The sequence below is a fragment of the Flavobacterium sp. MMS24-S5 genome, from assembly GCF_050320125.1.
GTDB lineage: Bacteria > Bacteroidota > Bacteroidia > Flavobacteriales > Flavobacteriaceae > Flavobacterium > Flavobacterium tyrosinilyticum.
The window spans coordinates 3444541-3467855 of record NZ_CP190016.1; the positions used below are offsets into that span (position 1 = coordinate 3444541).

A 23315-nucleotide genomic window follows, 5' to 3' on the forward strand; every position below is an offset into this window, starting at 1 on the left:
AAAGAATCATGAAAACGATAAAATTTAAATATATATATATCGCTGTGGCAATGGCTGTTCTAGGATCTTGTTCTGAAGATTTTGTGACCATTGACCCACAAGGAAAATTTGATACAAGTACCTACTTTTCTAATGAGCAGCAATGTTATGCCGCTTTAATTGGAGTTTACGATCCAATTAGAAAAAACACTGGAGGTTTTGAAAACCTAGTAGCAATGTTGAATGCTGGTTCTGACGATTTTTATGCTGGTGGAGGTAGTTCTACAGATGGAACAGGAATTCAAAATTTCTCTACACACTCACTTTCTTCAATCACTATTCCAGGAAGCTACTGGAACGATCACTACCAAGGTATTTCTAGAGCAAATATTTTGTTATCTAAGTTACCAGCCGCTTCAATGAATGATGCAGTTAGAAATAGATTTGCTGCAGAAGCTAAAACACTACGTGCATTTTACTATTTTAACTTAGTAAGATTGTTCAAAAACATTGCATTAGTTTTAGAGCCATTAACAACAGAAACAATCTTTACACCTGAGCAAGTTGCACCAGAGGTAATTTATGCTCAAATCGAAAAAGATTTAACAGAGGCTATTGCAGTTTTACCAAATACGGTAGTTGCAAAAACTGAAGCTGGAAGATTTAACAAAGGAGCAGCTCAAGCACTATTAGGAAAAGTGTATTTATTTGAAGGTAAAAAAGCAGAAGCAGCAGCTGTTTTAGCAGAAGTAAATGGTACTCCAGGAGGAGTAAATCAATATGGCAATAAATTGTTAGATAAATTTAGCGACTTATGGATTACATCAAACAAATTCAACGCAGAATCATTAATCGAAGTATCTCACAGTAGTGCAGGAAACTCTGATTGGACATTCTGGGGGCAAGGTAGAGACGAAGGTAACTCATTAAACATCATGGTTGGGACCTAGAGGATATTCTAGACCAGAAGGTTCTGATGCGCCAAACCTTCCTGCAGGATGGGCATTTAACGTTGCAACACAAAAATTATATGATGCAATGCAAGGCGATCCACGTAAGGATGCTACAATTCTTGACTTAAAAGCGTTAAAAGCAGCAGGTAAAGCAGATTATATTCCAGCTTACCAAGATACTGGATTTTTCTTGAACAAATATCTTCCAAGACAGTCGGATGTTAGTACAGGTGGAGGTAACTCAGAGTTGAACTACAAACAAAATTCCTATATAATCAGACTTGCAGATACTTACTTAATGGAAGCAGAAGCTTTAGGATCTGGAGCAAGAGCACAAGCATTACTTGATGCAGTTAGAAAAAGAGCAGGACTAGATCCAGTTCCTGTAACATTAGCAGCGATCAAACATGAAAGAAGAATGGAGTTAGCGGGTGAAGGACATAGATTCTTCGATTTAGTAAGATGGGGAGATGCAGCGGCAGCCTTATCTGATAGAGGTTTTGATGCTGGAACAGATGAGATTTTCCCAATTCCGTACACAGAACTTAACGGTACTAAATTGAAACAAAATCCTAATTACCAATAGTATTTACTAATTAACCAAAACAAAAAGAAATGAACCTAAATATATATTTTAGAAAAAGTGTATACCTAATGCTAACTTTAGCATTAGGAACACTAAGCAGTTGCAGCGAAGAAGTTAATGAGAATCCTCTTGTAGCTACGAATGTTGATGCTTCGTTTACAATAACACCAGTTGCAGGTGCTATGAATACTTACCTTTTAACGGCACAGCCTAAAGGAGTTATTTCTTCTAAATGGGATACTGGTGACGGGGCTAGTCCAGGAAAAATGAATCAAGTTATTTCTTTACCTGATGCAGGAACGTATACGGTTACGCATACAGCTATTGGAGCTGGAGCAGTAATTGCAACTTCTTCTCAGCAAATTATAGTAGCACAAACAGATCCTGCAAAAGGAAACTTAGTGCAAGGAGGAACTTTTGCTACAGCTGCAGATCAAGCTAAATGGACTAGCGTACAATTAAGCCCATCGGGTGCTGCTTTTTGGTCTTTTGCTAATAACAGTGCTACAATTCATTCGCCAGGCGGATGGGCTCAAGAAGGTATCTACCAAGCAATCGAAGTTGTAAAAGATAGAGAATATACTATAGATATGACAGTGTCTTGCCCAAGTGGTTCCGATGAAACTTGGTTTGAAGTTTATGCTGGTAAATCATTGCCTCAGCCTGGGGTAGAATATAAAGACAATAAAGTAATGGGTCTAAGTACGTGGGATGGTTGCGCAAAAGAGAAATTTTCAGGAAAATTATCCGCAATTGGATGTGTTAAAAATGATGTAACGGGTACAGTTTCAAATGTTGTAAAATTCAATGAAAGCGGAAAAATCTACTTATTGATTCGTTCTGGCGGTAATACTTTCACTAAAGACGGAATTACAGTTACAAAAATTGAGTTCAGAGGAAAATAAAAAGTTAAGTTTAAGTTTAAGTTTGGTTGTAAATAGCCCATAATCATTATGAGTATGGGCTATTTTTTAAATCCTTCAAAGGGTAGAACTCGATTTTTGATTTCTTCTAAACTTCAATTTAATAACACACAATAATTGGAAGCGAATGAAAAAAAATAGCCTAAAAATTTTATGCCTTTTGTTTTCTGCTGCAGCATTTGCACAACAGCCAAAGACAAAAAAAGAGTTTACAACCAGCGGCAAAAAGATAACTGTTTACACTACCGCAGAGAATTCTAAGTTGCGATTAACTACAACAGATAATTTGACTTTTTCTGCCGCAAAACAACCTCTAGAAACAGAAACTTCTGTTTTTGTACAGCCATCTAAAAAGTTTCAGACTTTTATGGGAATCGGAGGGGCTATTACAGATGCTAGCGCCGAAATATTTGCTAAACTTTCAAAAGAAAAACAAGCCGAATTTTTAAATGCTTACTACGATCAGCAAAAAGGTATTGGCTATTCTTTGCTAAGAACAACAATTCAAAGTTCTGATTTTAGCAGTGGAAGCTATTCTTATATCGAAGAAGGTGACAAAGATTTGAAGACTTTTTCTATTGATCATGATAGACAGTATCGTATTCCTTTAATCAAACAAGCCATTCAGAAAGCGGGAGGAAAATTGACAACATACGTTGCGCCTTGGTCTCCAAATGCTTTTATGAAAAGCAATAAGAATGTTTTGAAAGGGGGGACTTTACTTCCAGAATACTACCAGACTTGGGCTAATTTTTATGTGAAATTTATTAAAGCTTATGAAAAGGAAGGAATCCCAATTTGGGGAACTTCTACACAAAATGAACCAATGGCGGTGCAGACTTGGGAATCTTGTATATACACAGCTGAAGCTGAAAGAGACTTTATCAAAAATTACCTTGGACCAACTTTGAAAAAAGAGAACCTTGGCAATAAAAAAATAATCGTTTGGGATCATAACCGCGATTTAATGAACTATCGTGCAAACGTAATTTACTCAGATCCAGAAGCGTCAAAATATGTTTGGGGAATGGGATTTCACTGGTATGAAACTTGGTCGGGCGGTGCGCCGATGTTTGATAATGTAGGGAAAGTAAATGAAGCGTATCCAGATAAAAAACTGATGTTTACTGAAGGATGTATCGAAAAATTTGACGCATCGAAATATCAATTTTGGGGTAATGCAGAGCGTTACGGAATCAATATGATAAATGATTTTAATAATGGAACAGTAGCTTGGACAGACTGGAATATTCTTTTAGACCAGTTTGGAGAACCTAATCATGTTGGAAATTTCTGTTTTGCACCAATCCATGCAGATACAACGACAGGAGAATTAATCTACACACCATCTTATTATTATATCGGACACTTTTCAAAATTCATCCGTTTAGATGCAGTTAGAGTAAGTACTGCAGTAAGCAAAAGTGCTTTATTAAGCACCTCTTTTTTAAATGCTGACGGAACAATGGCAACAATTGTCATGAACCAATCGGCAAACGACCTTACCTACAATTTGATTATTGGAGATAAAAAGGCAGAAGTGAAAATTCCGCCGCACGCTATACAAACACTTGTTTATTAATATTTTGTAGTAAAGTAATGAAGAGGACTAATTTGAATCATCCATCTTAGTCTTCTCTTGCTTTTAATTTTAAAACGATTATTTAAGCAACATGAAAGTTACCTCTCAAATATTTTTATCAGCCTTTGTCTTAATTCAATTAAGCGGTTTTAGCTCAAAAATTACAGCTCAAAAAAACAGCAAAATAAAGGTTTATACTACTGCCGAAAACACCAATTTGAAATTGACTTTATCAAATGATTTAATTTCAAAAAACAACACTACACAACAAAAAACACCAACAGTATCTATTCGAATAAATACTGAAAAAACAGACCAGAACTTCCTCGGAATCGGGGGCGCAATTACAGATGCAAGTGCAGAAGTTTTCGCAAAATTATCGCCTAAAAAACAGCAGGAATTCTTAACTGCTTATTACGATAAAAACAAAGGTATTGGTTATACTTTGGCAAGAACAAACATTCACAGCTGTGATTTCAGCAGTGACAGCTATGCTTATGTTTCTGAAGGAGACAAAGAACTAAAGACTTTTAATATAAACCACGATCGCAAATATAGAATTCCATTAATTAAAAAAGCAATTGAAACAGCCGGCGGGAAACTAACCTTATTTGTCAGCCCTTGGAGTCCCCCAGCTTTCATGAAAGACAATAATGATATTTTGCACGGCGGCGTTTTGTTGCCAGAATTTGCTCCTGCTTGGGCATTGTATTATGCTAAGTTTATAAAAGAATACGAAAAAGAAGGAATTCCAATCTGGGGATTAACAGTTCAGAACGAACCAATGGCAAAACAAAGTTGGGAATCTTGCATTTACACTCCAGAAGCAGAAAGAGATTTTCTTAAAAATCATCTTGGACCAGACTTTAGAAAAAGAAGGACTAGGTTCTAAAAACGTTATTATTTGGGATCATAATAGGGGAGATATGTTGGAAAAAAGAGCTAATCTTGTTTTCTCAAATCCAAAAGTTTCTAAATATGCTTGGGGAATTGGATTTCACTGGTATGAAACTTGGAATGGAGGCCCGCCTCAATTCGAATCAGTAGCGAAAGTTCATGAAGCATTTCCAAATAAAAATCTCCTTTTTACCGAAGGATGTATTGAGAAATTTGATGCTTCAAAATATCAGTTTTGGGGTAATGCAGAACGTTACGGAATCAATATGATTCATGATTTTAATAACGGAACTGTAGGCTGGACAGACTGGAATATTCTTTTAGACCAAAATGGAGGCCCTAATCATGTTGGCAATTTCTGTTTTGCGCCTATTCATGCTGATACCACAAAAGATGAATTAATCTATACTCCAATGTATTATTATATTGGACATTTCTCGAAATTCATTAGACCAAATGCAAAAAGAGTACTTGAAACCGTAAACGACAAATCGTTGTTAAGCACTTCTTTTAAAAATTCTGACGGAAAATTGATAACTATCGTAATGAATCAATCTGAAAAAGAGATTATTTATTCTTTAGAAAATCAAAAAGAAAAAACAATAATTACAATTCCGGCACACGCTATACAGACAATTGTAAATTAATTGTCAGCTAACTAAATAACCACGAAATATGAAATTCAATCTAAAGAACACCATAAAAGCGTTTTTCTTTTTGGCAGCTGTAATGGCTCAAGTAAAATGCTCTTCTTCAAGCGATCCGGTAGAAAATCCGCCAGTAAATCCACCAGTTGTAAACCCTCCAGTAGTAGTAACAAATGATGTTGATTTTTGGCTTACAAAAGGCAATCAAAGTGTTTTATTGGCAAAACAATCAGGGACATTAGGATTTGGTACAACAGCAAATGGTTATGCTAATATTGAAATAAATGCTAATCAAAAATACCAGACTATTGATGGTTTCGGATATACCTTGACAGGAGGAAGCGTAGATGTTATAAACCAATTAAATGCGGCTAAAAGAACTGCTCTTTTGCAAGAATTATTCGGAAACGGAGAAAACTCAATTGGAGTGAGTTATATCAGAATCAGTATCGGAGCTTCAGATTTAAATGCAACACCATTTACTTACGACGATCTTGCAGCTGGAGAAACAGATTTAAATCTAGAGAAATTCAGTCTAGAAAAAGACAAAAATCTAATTGCCATGCTGAAAGAAATTGTGGCAATTAATCCTAAAATATTAATCTTAGCAACGCCTTGGTCTGCGCCTATTTGGATGAAAGATGTAGCAAGTTTTAAAGGCGGAAAACTGAAAACAGAATATTATGATGTTTACGCTAAATATTTTGTAAAATACATTCAACAGATGAAAACAGAAGGAATTACAATCGATGCTGTAACTCCTCAAAACGAGCCTTTGCATGACGGGAATAACCCAAGTATGTATATGTCTGCTACTGATCAGGGGAGTTTTATTAAAAAGAGTTTAGGCCTGCATTTAAAGCCGCAAATCTAAACGTAAAAATTATTGCCTACGATCATAATTGCGATAATCCAAATTATCCGAAAGCAATTTTGGCAGATGCAGATGCCTTTCCTTTTGTTGACGGATCGGCTTTTCATTTATATGCAGGAGATATTAGTGCACTAACGAATGTGTACAATTCTTATCCAACGAAAAACGTATATTTTACAGAACAATGGACATCTTCTGAAGGTAGTTTTGATGGTGATTTAAAATGGCATCTTCGAAATGTAATTATCGGATCGATGAGAAATTACAGTAAAAATGCTTTAGAATGGAATGTGGCAAATAATGCAAATTTTGGCACCTCATACAGATGGAGGATGTACAATGTGTAAAGGAGCTATCACAATAACTTCTGGCGATAGTTTTCAGCGTAATGTGGCGTATTATATTATTGCCCATGCTTCAAAATTTGTTCCAATGGGATCTACTAGAATCGAGAGCAATTCTGGTGGGAGCTTGCAAAATGTTGCTTTTATCACACCTTCAGGTTCTAAAGTATTGATTGTTGAAAATGATGGTTCTGCAACTGAAACTTTCAATATTAAATTCAATGGAAAATGGGTAACTACTTCACTTGAAGCAGGATCTGTCGGAACTTATACTTGGAAATAAACGCATAAAATTTAAAAGTCGTTTTGATCTAAAACTTTTTGTTATGAACAAAAACAAAAAGTAGAAGAAATAATATTTATCTTGATATTCAATTTATTAACTAAACCATTTAAATAATAAAAAGATGAAAATGATTAATCTCGCAAATAGAGCTGGAGTTCTTACTTTAATTCTGTTGTTTGTATTCCAATCTTGCAGCAGTAACAACGATACGACAGATACCCCTGTCGTTGTAACTCCAGATAAAATTTCTGTACAAGTTGATGTAGTGGGCAAAACTGCCGAAATGCCAAATGGAGATGGAAGTGGAAAAATTAATTTAAAAATTGATGCTCCTAATGCAAAGTCGTATAAGGTAGTGGTAAACAATGAAACAAAAGAGTTTACAACTAGCAGTTTTACATACGAATTTACGCAACCCGGAACAAAAACCTATACGATTGATGTTACAGCATTTAACGGAATAAAATATACCAATACTTCTGCAACAGTAAATATTTTCGTAGCCAGAAAATTAATCTGGTCAGATGAATTTAATACAGACGGAGCTCCCGATTCTAATAAATGGGGTTATGATTTAGGAAACGGAAACGGTTTTGGAAATAACGAATTACAATATTACACAAACCGCCCTGAAAATGTAAAAATAGAAGGAGGTCTTTTGAAAATTACGGCAATCAAAGAAAATTACCAAGGAAGCCAATACACTTCTACAAGAATGCTAACCAAAGGGAAGTTTTCTTTTAAATACGGAAGAGCAGAGATTCGCGCAAAATTACCAGCTGGCGGCGGTACTTGGCCTGCTTTCTGGTTGCTTGGAGATAACATCGATACCGCAGGATGGCCGTTATGCGGAGAAATAGATATTTTAGAATCGGTTGGAAATAATCCAAATGTAATCCATTCGTCATTGCATTCTCCAGGACGCTCAGGAAACACGCCAGATACCAAAACAACAACCGCTCCAAATTCGACAACCGAGTTTCATATTTATGCTGCAGAATGGGACGCCGAAAACATCAAATTTTTTGTAGACGATAATTTATTTTACACTTATAAAAACTCAAGCACAACTCCATTTAATGCCAAATTCTTTGTGATTATAAACTTTGCAATGGGAGGAAATTTTGGAGGAGCTGTCAATCCAAACTTTCAAAGAGCGACCTACGAAATTGATTATGTAAGAGTATACAATTAACATAATTTTTAAATAGATTTTTTTCTTTAAAGCCTCGTAAACACTAGCTTTACAAGATTAAAATTTTTTAACATGAAAAAGATAAACAAACTTGTTTTTGCAGTAATCCTGCTTTTAAGCGTGAACTCATTTTATGGTCAGAATTTAAAAATTATGACATATAATATCCGTTTGGATGTTGCTTCAGATGGAGAAAATGCTTGGCCGAACCGAAAAGATTATTTTACATCTCAAATTGGTTTTTACAGTCCAGATGTTTTCGGAGTTCAGGAAGCAACGCCAAACCAAGTGTTAGATATTGCATCGGCTTTGCCAAATTATAACAAATTCGGAGTTGGAAGAGAAGAAGGAGGTTTAGGTGAAGCGTGTACGATTTACTATAAAAAAGATCGTTTTAAGGTCGAACAATCTAACACTTTTTGGTTGTCTGAAACTCCAAATGTAGTTTCAAGAGGTTGGGATGCAGCTTGCAACAGAGTTTGTACATACGGACTTTTTAAAGATCTAAAAACTAAAAAAGTATTTTGGGTTTTCAATTTGCATTTAGATCACATGGGCGAAGAAGCTAGAGTAAAAGGCGTGCAGCTTGCTCTTTCTAAAATAAAAGAATTAAACACAAAAAATTATCCTGCTTTTTTAATGGGTGATTTCAATTCTGAACCAAACACAACGCAAATTGGAGAAATCAGAAAAGTGATGGATGATACCAAAGATGTTTCAATAGAAAAGCCTTTTGGTTCGTTCTGGAACTTTCAACGATTTCAAACACAATGAACCCGTAACATTATTATTAGACTACATTTTTATTTCAAAAAATAGTGGTCTAAAAGTTCAAAAACACGCAGTGTTAAGTGATTCTAAAGATTTAAAATATCCGTCAGATCATTTGCCTGTCTTAATAGAAATAGATTAAAAATGAAAAACATCAACAAAAAACTTCAAATCCTAGTTTTGCTGCCATTAATAGCAATGCAGTTCAACTGTGGATCTTCAACAAATACTCTACAAAATACTGGAAAAGTTTCTTCTTGGATTACCACAACAGATGAAACTTCAAAACTTAAAAAACAACCTGAGTTAGTTTTCACTTCAGAAACAAATTCAAATCAAACCATTGAAGTAAATCCTTCAGAGAAATTCCAAACTATTGAAGGTTTCGGATTTTCATTAACTGGAGGAAGTGCGCAAGCCATTAAAAAACTAGACAAATCAAAAAGAGAAGCTTTGCTTCAGGAATTGTTTTCTAGAAAAGAAGATGCCATTGGTTTAAGTTATTTAAGAATAAGTATTGGAGCATCAGATTTGAATGAAAAAGTTTTTTCGTATGATGATATGCCAGAAGGTCAAACCGATTTAAAACTGGAACACTTTAATCTTGGTTAGATTTAGACGATGTAATTCCGGTTTTAAAAGAGATTTTAGCTATAAATCCTAAAATCAAAATAATGGGTTCTCCGTGGTCGCCTCCAGTTTGGATGAAAGACAACGGAAGCTCAAAAGGCGGTAGTTTACAGCCAAAATACTATCAGGTTTATGCAGAATATTTTGTAAAATACATTCAGGCAATGAAATCGCACGGAATTGTAATTGATGCGATTACGCCTCAAAATGAACCTTTACACCCGGGAAACAATCCAAGTTTGTTAATGTTGGCAGAGCAGCAAGCAGATTTTGTTGGGAATAATTTGGGTCCCGCTTTCGCGAAAGCAGGAATCAAAACCAAAATCATTGTTTACGATCACAACTGTAATAAACCAGAATATCCTTTGACGATTTTAAGAGATCCAAAAGCAAATCCGTTTGTAGCAGGATCAGCTTTTCACTTGTATGAAGGAGACATTAGTGCTTTATCCACTGTTCATAATGAATTTCCAAATAAGGATTTGTATTTTACAGAACAATATACCGGAAGCGGAACTAATTTCGAAACAGATCTAAAATGGAGTGTGAAAAATGTAGTAATTGGTTCAATGCGTAACTGGAGTAAAAATGCGCTTTCTTGGGGATTAGCAAATGATGAGTTTTACAAACCTTTCACGCCAGGAGGATGTTCAACTTGTAAAGGTGCTTTGATGATTGATCAAAATCAGAATATCAAAAGAGAAGTAGGATATTATATTATCGGACATGCTTCTAAATTTGTTCCAGAAGGATCAGTAAGAATTGGCAGTAATATTGTAGGAAATCTATATAATGTTTCTTTCAGAACTCCGTTAGGACAAATAGTTTTAATTGTAGAAAATGATGGAGGTTCGGCAGAAACTTTTAATATAAAATACAACGACAAACAAACCACAACCACACTAAACGCAGGAGCAGTTGCTACTTACGTTTGGTAAACCACTTAAACTATGAAAAAAACAACTACAATTACACTGTTTATGCTCTCGCTTTTTGCGACGGCACAGCAGCAGTCAATAGATCAGAAAGTCAATGATCTATTGAAAAAAATGACAATTGAAGAAAAAATTGGTCAGCTAAATCAGTACACTGGAGACAATCAGGCAACGGGACCAATCACAATTAATCCGAACAAGCAAAACGAAATCAAACAAGGTTTGATAGGTTCGATGCTAAATGTTATCGGAACAAAATATACAAGAGGATACCAAGAATTGGCGATGCAGTCAAGACTTAAAATTCCGTTGTTGTTTGGCCAAGACGTTATTCACGGTTACAAAATGACTTTTCCTCTTCCATTAGCAGAAGCGGCAAGTTGGGATTTAGCAGCAATCGAATTAGGCGCAAGAGTGGCGGCAACAGAAGCAGCAGCAAGCGGAATTCATTGGACATTTGCTCCAATGGTTGATATTGGTCGTGATCCTCGTTGGGGACGTGTAATGGAAGGTGCGGGAGAAGATACTTATTTGGGCTCTAAAATTGCTTACGCAAGAGTAAAAGGTTTTCAAGGAAACAAACTTGGAGACTTAAACTCTGTTATGGCCTGCGTAAAACATTTCGCGGCTTATGGAGCGGGAGTTGGAGGAAGAGATTACAACTCTGTAGACATGAGCGAAAGAATGTTATGGGAAACCTATTTACCGCCATTTAAAGCGGCTTTAGATGCAGGTGCAGCAACATTTATGAATTCATTTAATGATATTAATGGAATTCCAGCAACTGGAAATGCACATTTGCAGAGAGATATCTTAAAAGGGAAATGGAACTTTCAAGGTTTCGTAGTTTCAGACTGGGGATCAATTGGAGAAATGGTCGCACACGGTTATTCTAAAGATCTTAAAGAAGCAGCGTATTCAGCGATTACTGCAGGAAGCGACATGGATATGGAAAGTAATGCATACCGTAAGCATTTAGTAGAGTTAGTAAAAGAAGGCAGAGTTTCTATTGATTTAATTGATGATGCTGTAAAACGTATTCTTCGCAAGAAATTCGAATTAGGATTATTTGATGATCCTTACAGATACTCAGATGAAAAACGTGCTGAAAAAGCATTAAACAATCCAGAGCACAGAAAAGCAGCTAGAGAAATGGCTGAAAAAAGTATCGTTTTATTAAAGAACGAAAACCAAACTTTGCCAATTTCAAAAAATGCTAAAACCATTGCATTTATTGGTCCGAATGGTAAAAGAATATAAAGAAAACATGGGATTCTGGTCTGTAGAACTTCCAGAAGTTGATTACAATAAATGGATCGTTTCACAATGGGATGGATTGCAAAATAAAGTAGGCAAAAACACCAAATTATTGTATGCAAAAGGTTGTGAAATAGAAGGAACAAACAAAGATGGTTTTGCAGAAGCGGTTGCGACAGCTAAACAAGCCGATGTTGTGATTTTGAGTATTGGTGAAAGACGCGACATGAGCGGTGAAGCCAAAAGTAGAAGCGACTTGCATTTGCCAGGAGTTCAAGAAGATTTAGTAAAAGCAGTTATGGCAACAGGAAAACCAGTTGTAGTTTTAATAAATGCTGGAAGACCTTTGGTTTTCAACTGGACTGCAGATAATGTTCCAGCAATTTTATACACTTGGTGGTTAGGAACTGAAGCTGGAAATGCTATTGCAAATGTTTTGTTTGGAGATTACAATCCGTCTGGAAAATTGCCAATGACTTTTCCAAGAGAAGTAGGGCAGATTCCAATTTACTACAATCACTTCAGTACAGGAAGACCTGCTAAAGATGAAAACGCAACAAATTATGTTTCGGCTTATATCGACTTGAAAAACTCTCCAAAATATCCTTTTGGATATGGTTTGAGCTATACAACGTTTGATTATTCAAGTTTAAAATTATCTTCAACTAAAATAAAAAGCAATGAAACGATCAAAGTTTCTTTCCAATTAAAAAATAGCGGAAAAGTAGCTGGAGAAGAAGTCGCTCAATTGTATTTGAAAGATAAATTTGGATCTGTTGTAAGACCCGTTTTAGAATTAAGAGATTTCCAGAAAGTGAAATTAAATGCAGGAGAATCTAAAACAATCGAATTTACAATTGACAAAGAGAAACTTTCTTTCTATAATGATAAAGTAGAATGGGTTGCTGAACCAGGAGATTTTGAAGTAATGATCGGAACTTCATCAGCAGATATTAAATTAAGATCTGATTTTGAATTAGTAATGACTAGTCCTAAAATAACGATACAGGATTAATAATAATAAAAATACACTTTTAGACAGAAGTAGCTTTCGAGTTACTTCTGTTTTTTGTTTTATAAGTTTTCATTTTAATGCTTCTCTGTAAATGCATTTGATTAGGAGTCAGCATGTAGTTTGAGCAATGCGGTCTAATCTGGTTATATTTATTAATAATCTCAGCTACCAGTTTCTTCATTAAATCTAGTTCAAGATGATAGGCATCAATCCTAAATTCTTGTTTTAATATTCCGTTTATTCTTTCAGCTACTGCATTTTCATAAGGGTCTGAGTTTTGCGTCATACTGCATTTTAGACTGTATTTCTTTAAAAAATACTGATACTCATCCGAACAATATTGTATTCCTCTGTCTGAATGATGTATCAATTGTTCAGTTTTAAAGACCCTATTCTTATGAGCCATTTTTAAAGCATTAATACATCCTTGTGCACTAAGGGAATCAGACACCTCATAACCCATTATCTTTTTTGAATAAGCATCGGTTATTAAACTTAAATAACAGGGTTTCTCACGTTTACCGATATAAGTAATATCTGAGACCCATACTTGTTCAGGTCTTTTAATATTTAACTCTTTTATCAGGTTAGGATGTTTCCTAAAACGATGATGTGACCATGTGGTAATATGATAGCTTCTTTTAGGCTTGATCAGTAAATGATTTGCTTTTAAAATATTGAAGAACTTATCTCTTCCTACTTTTAAGACTTTAAGCTTTAAATTGAGGATATGATATAGTTTACGCGTGCCAAGCCGGGGCTGATCTGTACGCTGTTCTTTTACAAGCTCTACAACCAGTTCTGCCAAGGTTCTTCTGAGCTTAATACGCTTAATGCTTCTGTAATAAACCTGTCTGTCTATCCCGAACAAACCACAGCTAAAGCTTATGCTTTCCTGCCTTTTTTTCCTAAAGGATTGGATTGTCCGGGTGGTAAGTTTTTTCGAATATCAATATTATATTCTTTTTCAGCCAGATCTATCATCATATCAAAAATAATAGTTTTAGAATCGGAGATATGATTTTGTTTTTCAAGCAGAGCTTTCTGTTTTTCTAAAAGTTTTACCTTAGCTTCAAGCTCCATAATTCTTTGTTCAGGTGTCTTTGGCATATTTGATGGTGTTTGATTCTCCCAATCAAAGTTACCATATTTTCTGAGCCAATTTACAACGGTCGAGCGCCCCTGGATTCCATAATGTCTTTGTGCAGAGGTTACTGAGAAAATCCCAGACTCAACTTCATTAACAACGCCAAGTTTAAAACTAAGGGTGTAATCTTTCTGTGTGCGTTTTGAATAATTGTCCATACGATACTTTTTTGTGTATCGCTATTTCAGGACGGGACATAAATTAAATAAAAAACGGGGCTTCTTTTTGAGCCCCGTTTTTTTATATCGAAATTATTTTAGTCGTTTTTTAAAACTATACTTTAGCATATTCATTAAACCTTGTTCGATAATGTCAATTCCAACGCCATAATTACTATCGGCAATTTCATGATGTGCATTTCTAAAATCTTCAAAATCTTCACTTGGAATTTCTAAGTTGATCAACGGTTTATAATCAACAATTATAGAAGCACCATTTTTGGTTACTTTTTTACGGCTTGTAAAATCAAAATAAGGATTTGTGATCGTACTTTCCTGAATAGTATATTTCTCTTGAGTATCGATTTTTTGATCTGTCGTTAAATTGATTTCGTACTTCTCGTTATCAAAATTATGCCAAAACAAAAGATCCGTGTGCATAAAGTCTCGTGCAGCATTTTTAACCACATTGCGATCAAAATACATTAAAAAGCGATTCTTTTCGGCATCTATAAAATACGGATTTTCGACTGTAGCATTATACTGAATCGTAAATTCATTTAGCTTTTTATCATCGCTTACAAGTTCAATCGTCGCATCTTTAAAAATGGTTCTGATATCCGTTCCGTTTCGATCGTTAGAATAATTTAAAGCATAGAACAAGAAATTATTCCAGCTGTCAATGATCTCCCTTTTGTTTGTGTTTTTGAAATATTTACGCATATAGTTGGCACGACCTCCTTTGTAAGTCGAAACCAATTTTAGCGTTCCTATATTATTTTGAGCACTAAAATCTGCTTTTTCAGTTATTCCATAATAAGGAAATCTGTAAGGCTCCTTAATCTGCAATTCCTGATTTGGTTTTACTTCCAAGTAATGCATAAAATAGATGTAGCCGCGATTTTCAATTAACCCGAATTCGTCCCTTGAAGTAGCATCAACAAAATAAGTTCCGCCTTTGTAATTGATTTTTACAATAACGTGGTTAAAAGTCAATAATGACGGAAGGTAATATTTAATGTAAAGATCTGAATTGAAATTAACCAAAACTACAGAAGCGTCAACATTGATATAATCTAAAACCACCTTCAGTAAAACCGATTTTGCCTTGCAATCTCCCTGTTTATTTTCATACGTTACTGATGGCTCTTGCGGTTTATGGCCATTCATTTCATCAGCATTATAAATATAGTAAACATGGTTCTGCACGTAATCAATTGCAAATTGTAATTTTTCGTCTTGATCTGCAATGGCATCCAATTTTTCTACCAGTTTTGGAGCAAATTCTGTTAAAGAAGCTTTACTGTATATGTCTTCGTAAAGCGGAGAAATATAATTTGATAAGTCAACCCAGTTACGATCTGTTGCAAAATCAATAAAAGGAGCAATTTCTCGGTTTGAATCAAAAGAGTTAATATAATCTTCTTTTTCAATTACAAACTTTTCTCCTTTTTGCAAGAAATTAATTTCTGGTTCCAAAACATTTCCTTCTTCATCTCTAAAGAATGTCTTTTTGTATGTGATTGCTTCTTTTCTGTCATTGATAAAAGAAAATTTGTATTTGCCATAAGCCCAATAAGTACTTGGTGTTACGTACACATACTTAAGAAATTCTTTTCGCATAAAATCACGATCAGTAAAAACCTTTGTACGCGAATCTTCTGTAATTAAGACATCATAAAGACGTAAATCTTTAATCGTAATATTTACTTTTTTGTTGCTGCTTAAAATGCCGCCTTCACTCTGATTTTCACTATCTAAAACTTTAATTTTAGTATCAGGAATTTTATCAATCAAAACCCCATCTCTCAACACGCTAATTCTGTGTATCAAATAAGTTTCATTTTCTTCTACAATAACATCTTTTACAGAAGCGTTTTCAAGATTTGAAGGCTCGTTAAGAGTATAGGCAACGCAAGCATATTCGCTGTTTTCGGTATCGCTTGTGTAGTAGATTTTATCTAAGAAGTAGCAGAAATCACGACCTTCTTCAACTTGTTTGTTTGAGAAATCGGATTCTTTTATATAGTCGATAAGTTGATCGTCATTAATTGTAGGCAGTTTTCTGGTTTTTGAATTTTGTAACTCTCTGATTCGATGATGTTTTCCATGTATTCGGTCTATAGGGGTATATTCTTACTTTTAAAACGGCTAAAATAACTAATAAATGACCATTTTCTTTCATTTTATTGTAAATTTTATAATAAAAAAACCTCACCGAAGTGAGGCCAGCATTATAAATTATAAAAATGTGTAGGTATTTATTTTAAAACGGTATTTATAAAATCCATTGCGCCAATTCCTTTGTAAGATGCATACAAAGCTTTTTCATAAGCTTCTCGTTTTGCTTTTTTGTCTTTTGCATCAGTTTCGACGATCATTTCGTTGAAAATTCTCTCCTGTTCTTCGCTATATTTTAGAGATTCTTCCAGAAGATATGTTTTCGAAACAAATCCGAATGAAGACCAGATTCTGGTTCTAATTTTTTTATTGATGTCTTTTAAAGGATTGGCAATCATAACTTCTGCATTTAAATTTCTACGCTCACTTGAAGAAAAATGGAAACAGCTTGTATTATTTTTCTTTGAATTTGATTCTAATAATAACAATTAAAAATCGTTAATGCGTTATTATGACGCAATGTACTTATTTTTTTTAAATTTGATTTTAAATTTTCGTTAAAATTGTAGTTTCAACACTTCTGTTTTAATGAAAGTTAGCGCTTTGTTTCTATAACATATTTCCATTTTGTAAAAATGAAGTAAATTGCAGAGTTATTAAAAGAAGAATTTATACCAATCTGATGTTAAAAGACATTATAGATAATAACGAAAATTATCAACCAGGACTTTCTATAGACTGTGTCATTTTTGGTTTTCATGATAATCAGTTAAAAGTTTTATTGATTAAAGTGGAACGTGCCAATAAATGGTCTTTACCTGGCGGTTTTATTCCTGTAGATCAGGATATTGATACAGCTGCAATCACGGTGCTGAATGGCAGAACAGGTGTTGATGGAGTGTTTTTAAGACAATTTGCGACCTTTGGAAAAGTAAATCGTAACCATCAGCATTTTGATAAAAAAACGTTGGAATATCTCCAAATTGAAGAAGAAAAAGGAAAATGGCTAACGCGCCGTTTTGTTACAATTGGATATTATGCTTTGGTGGATTTTTCTAAAATTCTTCCTAACCCAACAGGCAGATATGAAGTAGTGGAATGGATTGATCATAAAGAAGTTCCCGAGCTTATTTTAGATCATAAGGAAATTTTGGATAAAGCCTTAGACACTTTGCGTACAGAATTAAATTTAATGCCAGTGGGTTACAATTTATTGCCAGAGAAATTTACTATTCCAGAACTGCAAAAATTGTACGAAACAATTTTGGACAAAAAATTAGACCGACGAAACTTTTTACGTAAAATAACCAATATAGGAATCCTTAATAAATTGGACGAAAAGAAAAGTAACGTAGCCCACAAGGCTCCAAACTTATATTCTTTCGATAAAGAAAAATACGATGAGGTTCTTAAAAACGGATTGAATCAAGGCTGGTGAAAAGTAAACTTTAATCTTTAAAAATGATATTATGGTTTCAATTGAAGAATTTAGAAAATTAGCAATGTCGTTTCCAGATGCGACCGAAGAGCCCCATTTTGAAAAAACTTCCTTTCGAATCAAAAAGAAGATTTTTGCCACTTTTGACGAAAAAAATAATCACGCCGTTTTAAAACTAAACGAAATAGATCAATCGGTTTTTTGTGCGTCAAGCGAAAAGATTTTCTATGAGCTTCCAAACAAATGGGGAAAACAGGGCTGGACCATCGTTGAACTTTCAAGAGTAAGACCCGAAATGTTTGAAGACGCTTTAATACGTTCGTACGAAAATGTTGCTGCAAAAAAGAAGTAACATTTTATCTCACAATAGTTCTAAAAGTCAAATTTACTCGAGGTTTTTGAGTTGTTTTTGTTGGAGGCAACCGATGCAGCCAATGTGTTTGTGTTTTATCTTTCATAACCAATAAACTTCCATGTTCCAGAATTAGAGAAACGGTTTCTTTAGATTCTTTATGTTTGAAGGCAAATTTACGTTCGGCACCAAAACTTACCGATCCGATTGTGCCATTTTTTTTCAAATCTTTCTCAGCATCGCTGTGCCAGGCCATTCCTTCTTCGCCAGTATGATATAAATTTAGTAAGCAAGAATTGAAAGTTTCTCCCGTTTTTTCTTCAATGATTTTCTTTAACTTTAAAAGTTCAGGAGTCCAAGGCAACGCTTTTTTGGTCGTATTCGAATACGTATATTCAAATTCCTGATCGCCATACCAGGCTACTTTTCTTTTGGTTAAAATTAATTTTCCGAAGATTACCGCTTCGTCATTTTTCCATTCAATTGTATTTAATAAGATATCGCGATAGAAATCGGCTTCTTGTCTGGAGAAGCATTTTCCATAATAATTCACCGTTCCATCTTTCGGGAGCAGATTGGTTGTTTCGTCTGTTTGAGGATTAAATAAGTCCATTTTTCCATTTTTGATATTCCGATTTCATACAATGTCCGCAAGGCCTGAAACCATTTTGTTTGGCGTCATTTTCAGATAAAAAGAAAACACGATTTTCTCTTTTCATTCTTTTTCCCGAAGAACATTTGAGCGTTCCGTAGATTTTTAATTTTTGGTTGCCACCGAAACAAATTTCGCCTTTTTTGATTTTATTTCGGAGGTCTGAATCTGAAATTTTATTGTGTTCAGTCATAGTTTTATCGCATTTTTATTCTGTAGAGACGCACTGCAGTGCGTCTCACGTCACGTATTTCCACAAAGATTCTTTGTCGACAATCTTTGTGTAGACGCACTGCAGTGCGTCTCTACAGATATGCGTTGTTTTGAAACTTCTGCAACTTTGCGCCTCTGTAACTTTACACCTTAATTTAACGCATCATGAAAAATAATTCCCAACGTGTATCTTTCGCCAGAATGAACTTCGCTTACTCCATGTTTCATATTCACGCGATAATATCCTTTTGTGCCTTTTACAGGCCTGAAATTAGTTGTAAAAACAAGAATATCTCCCTTTTTAGGTTTTAAGACAATGGCTTTCGATTGTGCTCGCGGAGTTTGTTGCGTCAACACAAATTCTCCGCCAGTAAAATCTTCATCGGGTTCGTTTAGAAAAAGCACAATTTGAATAGGAAAATATACATCTCCATATAAATCCTGATGTAAAGTATTGAATCCGCTTTTTCCATATTTTAAAATTAAAACCGTCGCTTTCAGCTGATTATTGTCGTGACATTGTTTCAGTAATTCTTCGTGTTTGTTAGGAAAAACGGAATTGATGTTCAATGCTTTCATCCAAGAATTAGCAATGGGAGCCAGTTTAGGATAAATTGATGAACGAAGATCTTGAATTAAACTAGGCAACGGATAATTGAAATATTTGTACTCGCCCAAACCAAATCGATAACGTTCCATAACAACCGTTTTTCGATATAAATTTGGATTATCATAATCAAATTTTAAATCTTCGCATTGTTCGTTATTAAGTACATTCTGAATGATTGCGAATCCATTTTGGTGCATAGACTCGGTGATGCTTTCCCAGTCTTGAGAAGCAATTTTTGATTGTATAGTTTGCATAGCAATTATATTTTAGGAGATTTTCAATGAAGATGAATCATCGAAATTTGGAATTTGGGATTCGAAATTTGGAATTTATTTTTATGGATTTACATGAGCGCCTTCCCAGCCAATAATGGCTGTTTTTCTGGTATTTCCCCACATATAACCGCCAAATGTTCCCGAAGATTGAATTACGCGGTGACACGGAATTAAAAACGCTACAGGATTACTCCCAATTGCTGTTCCAACTGCTCGTGATGCGTTTGGTTTCTGAATTTGATGCGCAATAGTTCCGTAAGTAGAAAGCTGTCCCATTGGGATTTTTAGTAAAGTTTCCCAAACTTTCAATTGAAAATCGGTTCCTTTTAAATGCAGTTTGATTTCAGATAATTTGCTCCAATCGTTTTGGAAAATAAACAAGGCATTTTGCTGCAATAAATCCAATTTTTTCGAAAATTGAGCATTCGGGAATTTATCTTTCAACGCAATAAATCCAGTAATTTCATCTTCGGCGAAAGCCATAAAACAAACGCCTTTTTGAGTAGACGCAACGATAATATTCCCAAATGGACTTTCTGCAAAACTATAATTGATCTCAAGATTTTTTCCTCCATTTTTATATTCGGCCGGAGACATTCCTTCAATATTTACAAATAAATCATGAAGTCGGCTGGTTCCTGAAAGGCCAGTTTCAAAAGCAGTTTCAGAAATTGTGGCTTGATTTTCTTTAAGTAACTTTTTAGCGTGTTCGATACTGGTATATTGTAAAAACTTCTTCGGACTTGTTCCTGCCCATTCACTAAAAAGTCTCTGAAAGTGAAACGGACTCAAATGTACTTTTTCCGCAACTTCATCGAGATTGGGCTGATTTTTAAAATTAGCTTTGATATAATCTATAGCTTCAGCGATACGATTATAATTTATGGTTTCCTGTGTGTTCATCTTCTTTCCATTTTTATAATACAAATATCGATTGGTTTCTAAAGTTATAAAATCCGAAACTTGCTTTGTTTTTTTAACCGCAAAGTGCGCAAGTTTTTTTGCTCGCAAAGGCGCGAAGACGCAAAGTTTTTTTCTCAAAATTGTCTTCCTGAGCGAAGTTGAAGGATCTCAAAGCAAGTCTACAAAGTTTATAAACTTAAAAAATAAAACTTTGTGACTCTGCGTCTTTGCGAGAGATTATTCCGTTAGACTTTTATTGTTTTAATTGCTTCTCCATTTTGTAATTGATCAGTTCAACATTTAAGCGTATGTTTTTTTGCTCAGCTTTTGCGACAAATCCTTTCTTTTCAAAAAAAGGTTTGGCAGTAATGCTAATATCCGAAGTTATCATTTTTGAATGCTGTTTTTGAGCTTCAAGTTCTAATTCGGCTAAAAGTTTGTCTGCAATTCCTTGTCGTTGAAAATCTTTATGAATGTAGAAAAAATCAATATAATTTCCGTTTTTTAAAGTTGCGAAGCCTGCAATTTTGTTTTCAATTACCGCTAATAGAACGTATTGTTTTTCAATTACTTCAAGCCAGCGCTCTTTATTATTTATCCCATAAGTCCAAGCTTTAATTTGTTCTGGATTGTAGTCGTTTTTGCATACAGATTGTATGGTTTCGATATACAATTGTTGCATTTCGTTTAAATCTGAAATTGCTGCATTTCTAAAAGTCATTTTCTCTTAAAATTTAAATTAGTGAGCAGTAGTTTTAGAAAAAACATTAATTACAATAACACCAATTACAATCAATGCAAGACCAATAATAGCTGGCAAATCTGGAATTTCTTTAAAGAAAATAGCACCAATTGCAGTAATTAAAACAATTCCGACACCAGACCAAATGGCATAAGCAAAACCAACAGGAATGGTTCTGATGGCAAAACTTAAAAAGTAAAATGCACCGCAATAACCAATAATGGTGATGATGCTTGGAATTAGTTTGGTGAATTCTTCAGACTTTTTTAATGCTGAAGTAGCAATAATTTCGAAGATTATGGCAAGGCCTAAAAATATAAAATTTTTCATAGTTCACTTTTTTGCAAAGTTAAACTTTAAAGCTGAAAATTATTTAAGATTATCTGTTCTAGAAGAAACACTGATCAACTTATATCCGTTTTCTGTTCTTAGAAATTCAAAATGATCTTGTCCGCGATCGGTTTGCTTTTTTGGGTTGATAACAATATCCATTGTTGGGTAAATCCAATCTTTAGATTCATTACAATTGTTGAAGTAAATGTCGTATTCGCTTGATTCAAAAATAAACTGATTTAATCCGCCAGAAGAAATAAAATAATCTGTTTTTGGATTTTTAAGCTCCTGAAGTTTTAGTTTTAAATACGTATAATTTTGATTAACGAATTTGGTTTTCGAAGTATTTATCCAGCCGTCTGGTTCTTTCCAATAGGTGATTTTATCGAAGGAATGTTTTTCTAAATTGGGTTTAGATAAGTCCTTAAGGAGAGTGTTTTCTAACCAATATTTAAACTCTTTATCAAAATTAATGAAAGAATAATATTGTCCATCAACTCCAAGAAAACTGTCTCTTGTTCGATCTTTACTTGGTTCTTTTGACTTTTCTAAAGAATAAAAATTCAAATCATCATTATAGGAGAAATTTTCAATAAGGATTTTGTTGTCGATATCGATTAAAAATTCTTTTCCTCCTTTCAAGAAAAAGTGTTCTCCATCTTGTTGCTTTTTGGCGTCTTTCAAAGCCGTAATCATTCCGTTTCTTACTTTGGTTAAGGCGCTGTATTCTGCTGGAATTGCAATTTTTCCTTCGGCATTAAATACTCCCATTTTATCAGTTTTACGATCTGTAAATCTTATAAAACCTTCGTTTTCGCAGTCTGAACCATTATCAAATACATATAAGCTATCTTTTCCGACAATCTTTCCTTGTTTGGTTAAATAATAGCTGTTCCATTTGCCGTTTTCTTCTTCAGTAACAGCAATTATATTTTCGAATTTGCGTGCAATGGTAAAACCAGTAAACTTGGGTTCTATTTTGATTGTTCCGTTTTTGTCTTTAAACCCTGTTAATGTGGTGTCTTTGTTGTGAAATGCAGTCCAGATGTCATTGCTCTGAGCAAATGCTAAAGAATTAAAGAGAAAGAATAGGAATAGTATAAGGGGCTTTTTCATAGAAAAGTATTTATCGGATATGAACTTCTGTTTCGTTATTTTTTGCTTCGTCAAAACAATCGGAACATAACATTTTAAAATCGGCTAAGGATTCAAAAGCATCAGTCCAATCTTCTCCATTATCCAAGAGATATTGTTCGCAAGAACCACACCAAGCAATTTGTGGAAGATCTTCCTCGGCTTCTGAATAGAAAAATCCAACTTGATTTTTTGAATCTATCGCAGTTGCGATATGAATGCAGGTAAAAGACATTTCTTTTGAGCCGTGTATGTCGCAGGAAATTTTTTCGATCATTTTTTTGAATTTTAAAAAGCTTTAAGTTCAAATTTAAAGCTATAAATTAAAAACCTTGTAAATGTCTTGTTAAATTAAGTCGTTCT

General features: G+C 34.3%; 23 protein-coding genes and 4 pseudogenes. 15 read left to right on the forward strand and 12 right to left on the reverse strand.

The features are described from left to right. Positions 1–8: 8 nt before the first annotated feature. The 13 genes and pseudogenes from ACPWTF_RS15835 (at position 9) to ACPWTF_RS15895 (ending at position 12874) form a co-directional block, all read left to right on the forward strand. Positions 9–929 carry a RagB/SusD family nutrient uptake outer membrane protein gene (locus tag ACPWTF_RS15835; protein WP_427872063.1) on the forward strand — a complete coding sequence of 307 codons (921 nt, stop codon included), beginning with the start codon at positions 9–11 and terminating at the stop codon, positions 927–929. Then, entirely contained in the window at positions 919–1518 is a 600-nt protein-coding gene (locus ACPWTF_RS15840) for a RagB/SusD family nutrient uptake outer membrane protein (RefSeq protein ID WP_427872065.1), read from the forward strand. Before ACPWTF_RS15835 ends, ACPWTF_RS15840 begins: the two co-directional genes overlap by 11 nt. 29 nt (positions 1519–1547) lie before the next feature. Next, positions 1548–2423, forward strand: a complete 876-nt coding sequence (locus ACPWTF_RS15845) for a hypothetical protein (RefSeq protein ID WP_427872067.1) — start codon at positions 1548–1550, stop codon at positions 2421–2423. 145 nt (positions 2424–2568) lie between these two features. Beyond that, positions 2569–4023, forward strand: a complete 1455-nt coding sequence (locus ACPWTF_RS15850) for a glycoside hydrolase family 30 protein (RefSeq protein WP_427872069.1) — start codon at positions 2569–2571, stop codon at positions 4021–4023. Between the two features lie 91 nt (positions 4024–4114). Continuing rightward, positions 4115–5309, forward strand: a pseudogene (locus tag ACPWTF_RS15855) (glycoside hydrolase family 30 protein); the annotation flags it as partial. Between the two features lie 24 nt (positions 5310–5333). Then, a complete protein-coding gene (locus tag ACPWTF_RS15860) occupies positions 5334–5567 on the forward strand; it encodes a glycoside hydrolase family 30 beta sandwich domain-containing protein (RefSeq protein WP_427875763.1) in 234 nt (77 codons plus the stop codon). A gap of 82 nt (positions 5568–5649) precedes the next feature. Then, positions 5650–6788 (forward strand): annotated as a pseudogene (locus tag ACPWTF_RS15865) (glycoside hydrolase family 30 protein). Beyond that, positions 6751–7068, forward strand: coding sequence for a glycoside hydrolase family 30 beta sandwich domain-containing protein (locus ACPWTF_RS15870; RefSeq protein WP_427872071.1), 318 nt, complete (start codon positions 6751–6753; stop codon positions 7066–7068). The pseudogene ACPWTF_RS15865 and the gene ACPWTF_RS15870 overlap by 38 nt, the downstream one beginning before the upstream one ends. Before the next feature lie 124 nt (positions 7069–7192). After that, positions 7193–8266 carry a glycoside hydrolase family 16 protein gene (locus ACPWTF_RS15875; RefSeq protein ID WP_427872073.1) on the forward strand — a complete coding sequence of 358 codons (1074 nt, stop codon included), beginning with the start codon at positions 7193–7195 and terminating at the stop codon, positions 8264–8266. A 72-nt stretch (positions 8267–8338) separates the two neighbouring features. Continuing rightward, positions 8339–9179, forward strand: a pseudogene (locus tag ACPWTF_RS15880) (endonuclease/exonuclease/phosphatase family protein). A gap of 2 nt (positions 9180–9181) precedes the next feature. Then, positions 9182–9649, forward strand: coding sequence for a hypothetical protein (locus ACPWTF_RS15885; RefSeq protein WP_427872075.1), 468 nt, complete (start codon positions 9182–9184; stop codon positions 9647–9649). Positions 9650–9711: 62 nt separating this feature from the next. Then, positions 9712–10605: a glycoside hydrolase family 30 protein gene (locus tag ACPWTF_RS15890; RefSeq protein WP_427872077.1), complete on the forward strand. Its 894-nt coding sequence runs from the start codon at positions 9712–9714 to the stop codon at positions 10603–10605. Between the two features lie 12 nt (positions 10606–10617). After that, positions 10618–12874: pseudogene (locus tag ACPWTF_RS15895) on the forward strand (glycoside hydrolase family 3 N-terminal domain-containing protein). 19 nt (positions 12875–12893) lie between these two features. Here the strand turns inward: ACPWTF_RS15895 and ACPWTF_RS15900 are convergent. The 4 genes from ACPWTF_RS15900 to ACPWTF_RS15915 all read right to left on the reverse strand — a co-directional run bounded on the left by ACPWTF_RS15900 (position 12894) and on the right by ACPWTF_RS15915 (position 16698). Continuing rightward, positions 12894–13745: an IS3 family transposase gene (locus tag ACPWTF_RS15900; RefSeq protein WP_427872078.1), complete on the reverse strand. Its 852-nt coding sequence runs from the start codon at positions 13743–13745 to the stop codon at positions 12894–12896. A gap of 14 nt (positions 13746–13759) precedes the next feature. Beyond that, entirely contained in the window at positions 13760–14179 is a 420-nt protein-coding gene (locus ACPWTF_RS15905) for a transposase (RefSeq protein ID WP_427872080.1), read from the reverse strand. Positions 14180–14272: 93 nt separating this feature from the next. Beyond that, positions 14273–16273: a hypothetical protein gene (locus tag ACPWTF_RS15910; RefSeq protein ID WP_427875764.1), complete on the reverse strand. Its 2001-nt coding sequence runs from the start codon at positions 16271–16273 to the stop codon at positions 14273–14275. A gap of 167 nt (positions 16274–16440) precedes the next feature. Further along, entirely contained in the window at positions 16441–16698 is a 258-nt protein-coding gene (locus ACPWTF_RS15915) for a hypothetical protein (RefSeq protein WP_320493354.1), read from the reverse strand. 284 nt (positions 16699–16982) lie between these two features. On the opposite strand from ACPWTF_RS15915, the gene ACPWTF_RS15920 reads away from it, so the two are divergent. Together ACPWTF_RS15920 and ACPWTF_RS15925 are read left to right on the forward strand one after the other, a co-directional pair. Then, a complete protein-coding gene (locus ACPWTF_RS15920) occupies positions 16983–17738 on the forward strand; it encodes an NUDIX hydrolase (RefSeq protein WP_250834193.1) in 756 nt (251 codons plus the stop codon). A 31-nt stretch (positions 17739–17769) separates the two neighbouring features. Beyond that, positions 17770–18090 (forward strand): MmcQ/YjbR family DNA-binding protein, encoded by a 321-nt coding sequence (locus tag ACPWTF_RS15925; RefSeq protein WP_427872083.1) that lies wholly within the window; start codon positions 17770–17772, stop codon positions 18088–18090. Between the two features lie 4 nt (positions 18091–18094). Here the strand turns inward: ACPWTF_RS15925 and ACPWTF_RS15930 are convergent, their stop codons facing one another. The 8 genes from ACPWTF_RS15930 to ACPWTF_RS15965 form a co-directional block, all read right to left on the reverse strand. Next, positions 18095–18703, reverse strand: coding sequence for an alpha-ketoglutarate-dependent dioxygenase AlkB family protein (locus ACPWTF_RS15930; RefSeq protein WP_427872085.1), 609 nt, complete (start codon positions 18701–18703; stop codon positions 18095–18097). Next, positions 18690–18935, reverse strand: a complete 246-nt coding sequence (locus tag ACPWTF_RS15935; RefSeq protein ID WP_427872087.1) for an Ada metal-binding domain-containing protein — start codon at positions 18933–18935, stop codon at positions 18690–18692. The genes ACPWTF_RS15930 and ACPWTF_RS15935 overlap by 14 nt, the downstream gene beginning before the upstream one ends. Positions 18936–19105: 170 nt before the next feature. Further along, positions 19106–19819, reverse strand: coding sequence for a 2OG-Fe(II) oxygenase (locus ACPWTF_RS15940; protein WP_427872089.1), 714 nt, complete (start codon positions 19817–19819; stop codon positions 19106–19108). Between the two features lie 81 nt (positions 19820–19900). Beyond that, complete coding sequence (locus ACPWTF_RS15945; protein WP_427872090.1) at positions 19901–20743, reverse strand: bifunctional helix-turn-helix domain-containing protein/methylated-DNA--[protein]-cysteine S-methyltransferase; 843 nt, start codon at positions 20741–20743, stop codon at positions 19901–19903. Positions 20744–20996: 253 nt separating this feature from the next. Then, entirely contained in the window at positions 20997–21464 is a 468-nt protein-coding gene (locus ACPWTF_RS15950; RefSeq protein ID WP_427872092.1) for a GNAT family N-acetyltransferase, read from the reverse strand. An 18-nt stretch (positions 21465–21482) separates the two neighbouring features. Then, entirely contained in the window at positions 21483–21815 is a 333-nt protein-coding gene (locus ACPWTF_RS15955) for a DMT family transporter (protein WP_379795977.1), read from the reverse strand. A gap of 39 nt (positions 21816–21854) precedes the next feature. Next, a complete protein-coding gene (locus tag ACPWTF_RS15960) occupies positions 21855–22934 on the reverse strand; it encodes a hypothetical protein (RefSeq protein WP_427872094.1) in 1080 nt (359 codons plus the stop codon). A gap of 10 nt (positions 22935–22944) precedes the next feature. Then, positions 22945–23229, reverse strand: coding sequence for a hypothetical protein (locus ACPWTF_RS15965; RefSeq protein ID WP_427872096.1), 285 nt, complete (start codon positions 23227–23229; stop codon positions 22945–22947). Positions 23230–23315: the final 86 nt, after the last annotated feature.

What these genes read in the sequence shown, in the direction of transcription:
- ACPWTF_RS15835 (WP_427872063.1), top strand. Translation starts at nt 9, where the DNA reads ATGAAAACGATAAAATTTAAATATATATATATCGCTGTGGCAATGGCT.
- ACPWTF_RS15845 (WP_427872067.1), top strand. Translation starts at nt 1,548, where the DNA reads ATGAACCTAAATATATATTTTAGAAAAAGTGTATACCTAATGCTAACT.
- ACPWTF_RS15850 (WP_427872069.1), top strand. Translation starts at nt 2,569, where the DNA reads ATGAAAAAAAATAGCCTAAAAATTTTATGCCTTTTGTTTTCTGCTGCA.
- ACPWTF_RS15860 (WP_427875763.1), top strand. Translation starts at nt 5,334, where the DNA reads ATGTATTATTATATTGGACATTTCTCGAAATTCATTAGACCAAATGCA.
- ACPWTF_RS15875 (WP_427872073.1), top strand. Translation starts at nt 7,193, where the DNA reads ATGAAAATGATTAATCTCGCAAATAGAGCTGGAGTTCTTACTTTAATT.
- ACPWTF_RS15885 (WP_427872075.1), top strand. Translation starts at nt 9,182, where the DNA reads ATGAAAAACATCAACAAAAAACTTCAAATCCTAGTTTTGCTGCCATTA.
- ACPWTF_RS15890 (WP_427872077.1), top strand. Translation starts at nt 9,712, where the DNA reads ATGGGTTCTCCGTGGTCGCCTCCAGTTTGGATGAAAGACAACGGAAGC.
- ACPWTF_RS15905 (WP_427872080.1), bottom strand. Translation starts at nt 14,179, where the DNA reads ATGGACAATTATTCAAAACGCACACAGAAAGATTACACCCTTAGTTTT.
- ACPWTF_RS15915 (WP_320493354.1), bottom strand. Translation starts at nt 16,698, where the DNA reads ATGATTGCCAATCCTTTAAAAGACATCAATAAAAAAATTAGAACCAGA.
- ACPWTF_RS15920 (WP_250834193.1), top strand. Translation starts at nt 16,983, where the DNA reads ATGTTAAAAGACATTATAGATAATAACGAAAATTATCAACCAGGACTT.
- ACPWTF_RS15925 (WP_427872083.1), top strand. Translation starts at nt 17,770, where the DNA reads ATGGTTTCAATTGAAGAATTTAGAAAATTAGCAATGTCGTTTCCAGAT.
- ACPWTF_RS15930 (WP_427872085.1), bottom strand. Translation starts at nt 18,703, where the DNA reads ATGGACTTATTTAATCCTCAAACAGACGAAACAACCAATCTGCTCCCG.
- ACPWTF_RS15935 (WP_427872087.1), bottom strand. Translation starts at nt 18,935, where the DNA reads ATGACTGAACACAATAAAATTTCAGATTCAGACCTCCGAAATAAAATC.
- ACPWTF_RS15940 (WP_427872089.1), bottom strand. Translation starts at nt 19,819, where the DNA reads ATGCAAACTATACAATCAAAAATTGCTTCTCAAGACTGGGAAAGCATC.
- ACPWTF_RS15945 (WP_427872090.1), bottom strand. Translation starts at nt 20,743, where the DNA reads ATGAACACACAGGAAACCATAAATTATAATCGTATCGCTGAAGCTATA.
- ACPWTF_RS15950 (WP_427872092.1), bottom strand. Translation starts at nt 21,464, where the DNA reads ATGACTTTTAGAAATGCAGCAATTTCAGATTTAAACGAAATGCAACAA.
- ACPWTF_RS15955 (WP_379795977.1), bottom strand. Translation starts at nt 21,815, where the DNA reads ATGAAAAATTTTATATTTTTAGGCCTTGCCATAATCTTCGAAATTATT.
- ACPWTF_RS15960 (WP_427872094.1), bottom strand. Translation starts at nt 22,934, where the DNA reads ATGAAAAAGCCCCTTATACTATTCCTATTCTTTCTCTTTAATTCTTTA.
- ACPWTF_RS15965 (WP_427872096.1), bottom strand. Translation starts at nt 23,229, where the DNA reads ATGATCGAAAAAATTTCCTGCGACATACACGGCTCAAAAGAAATGTCT.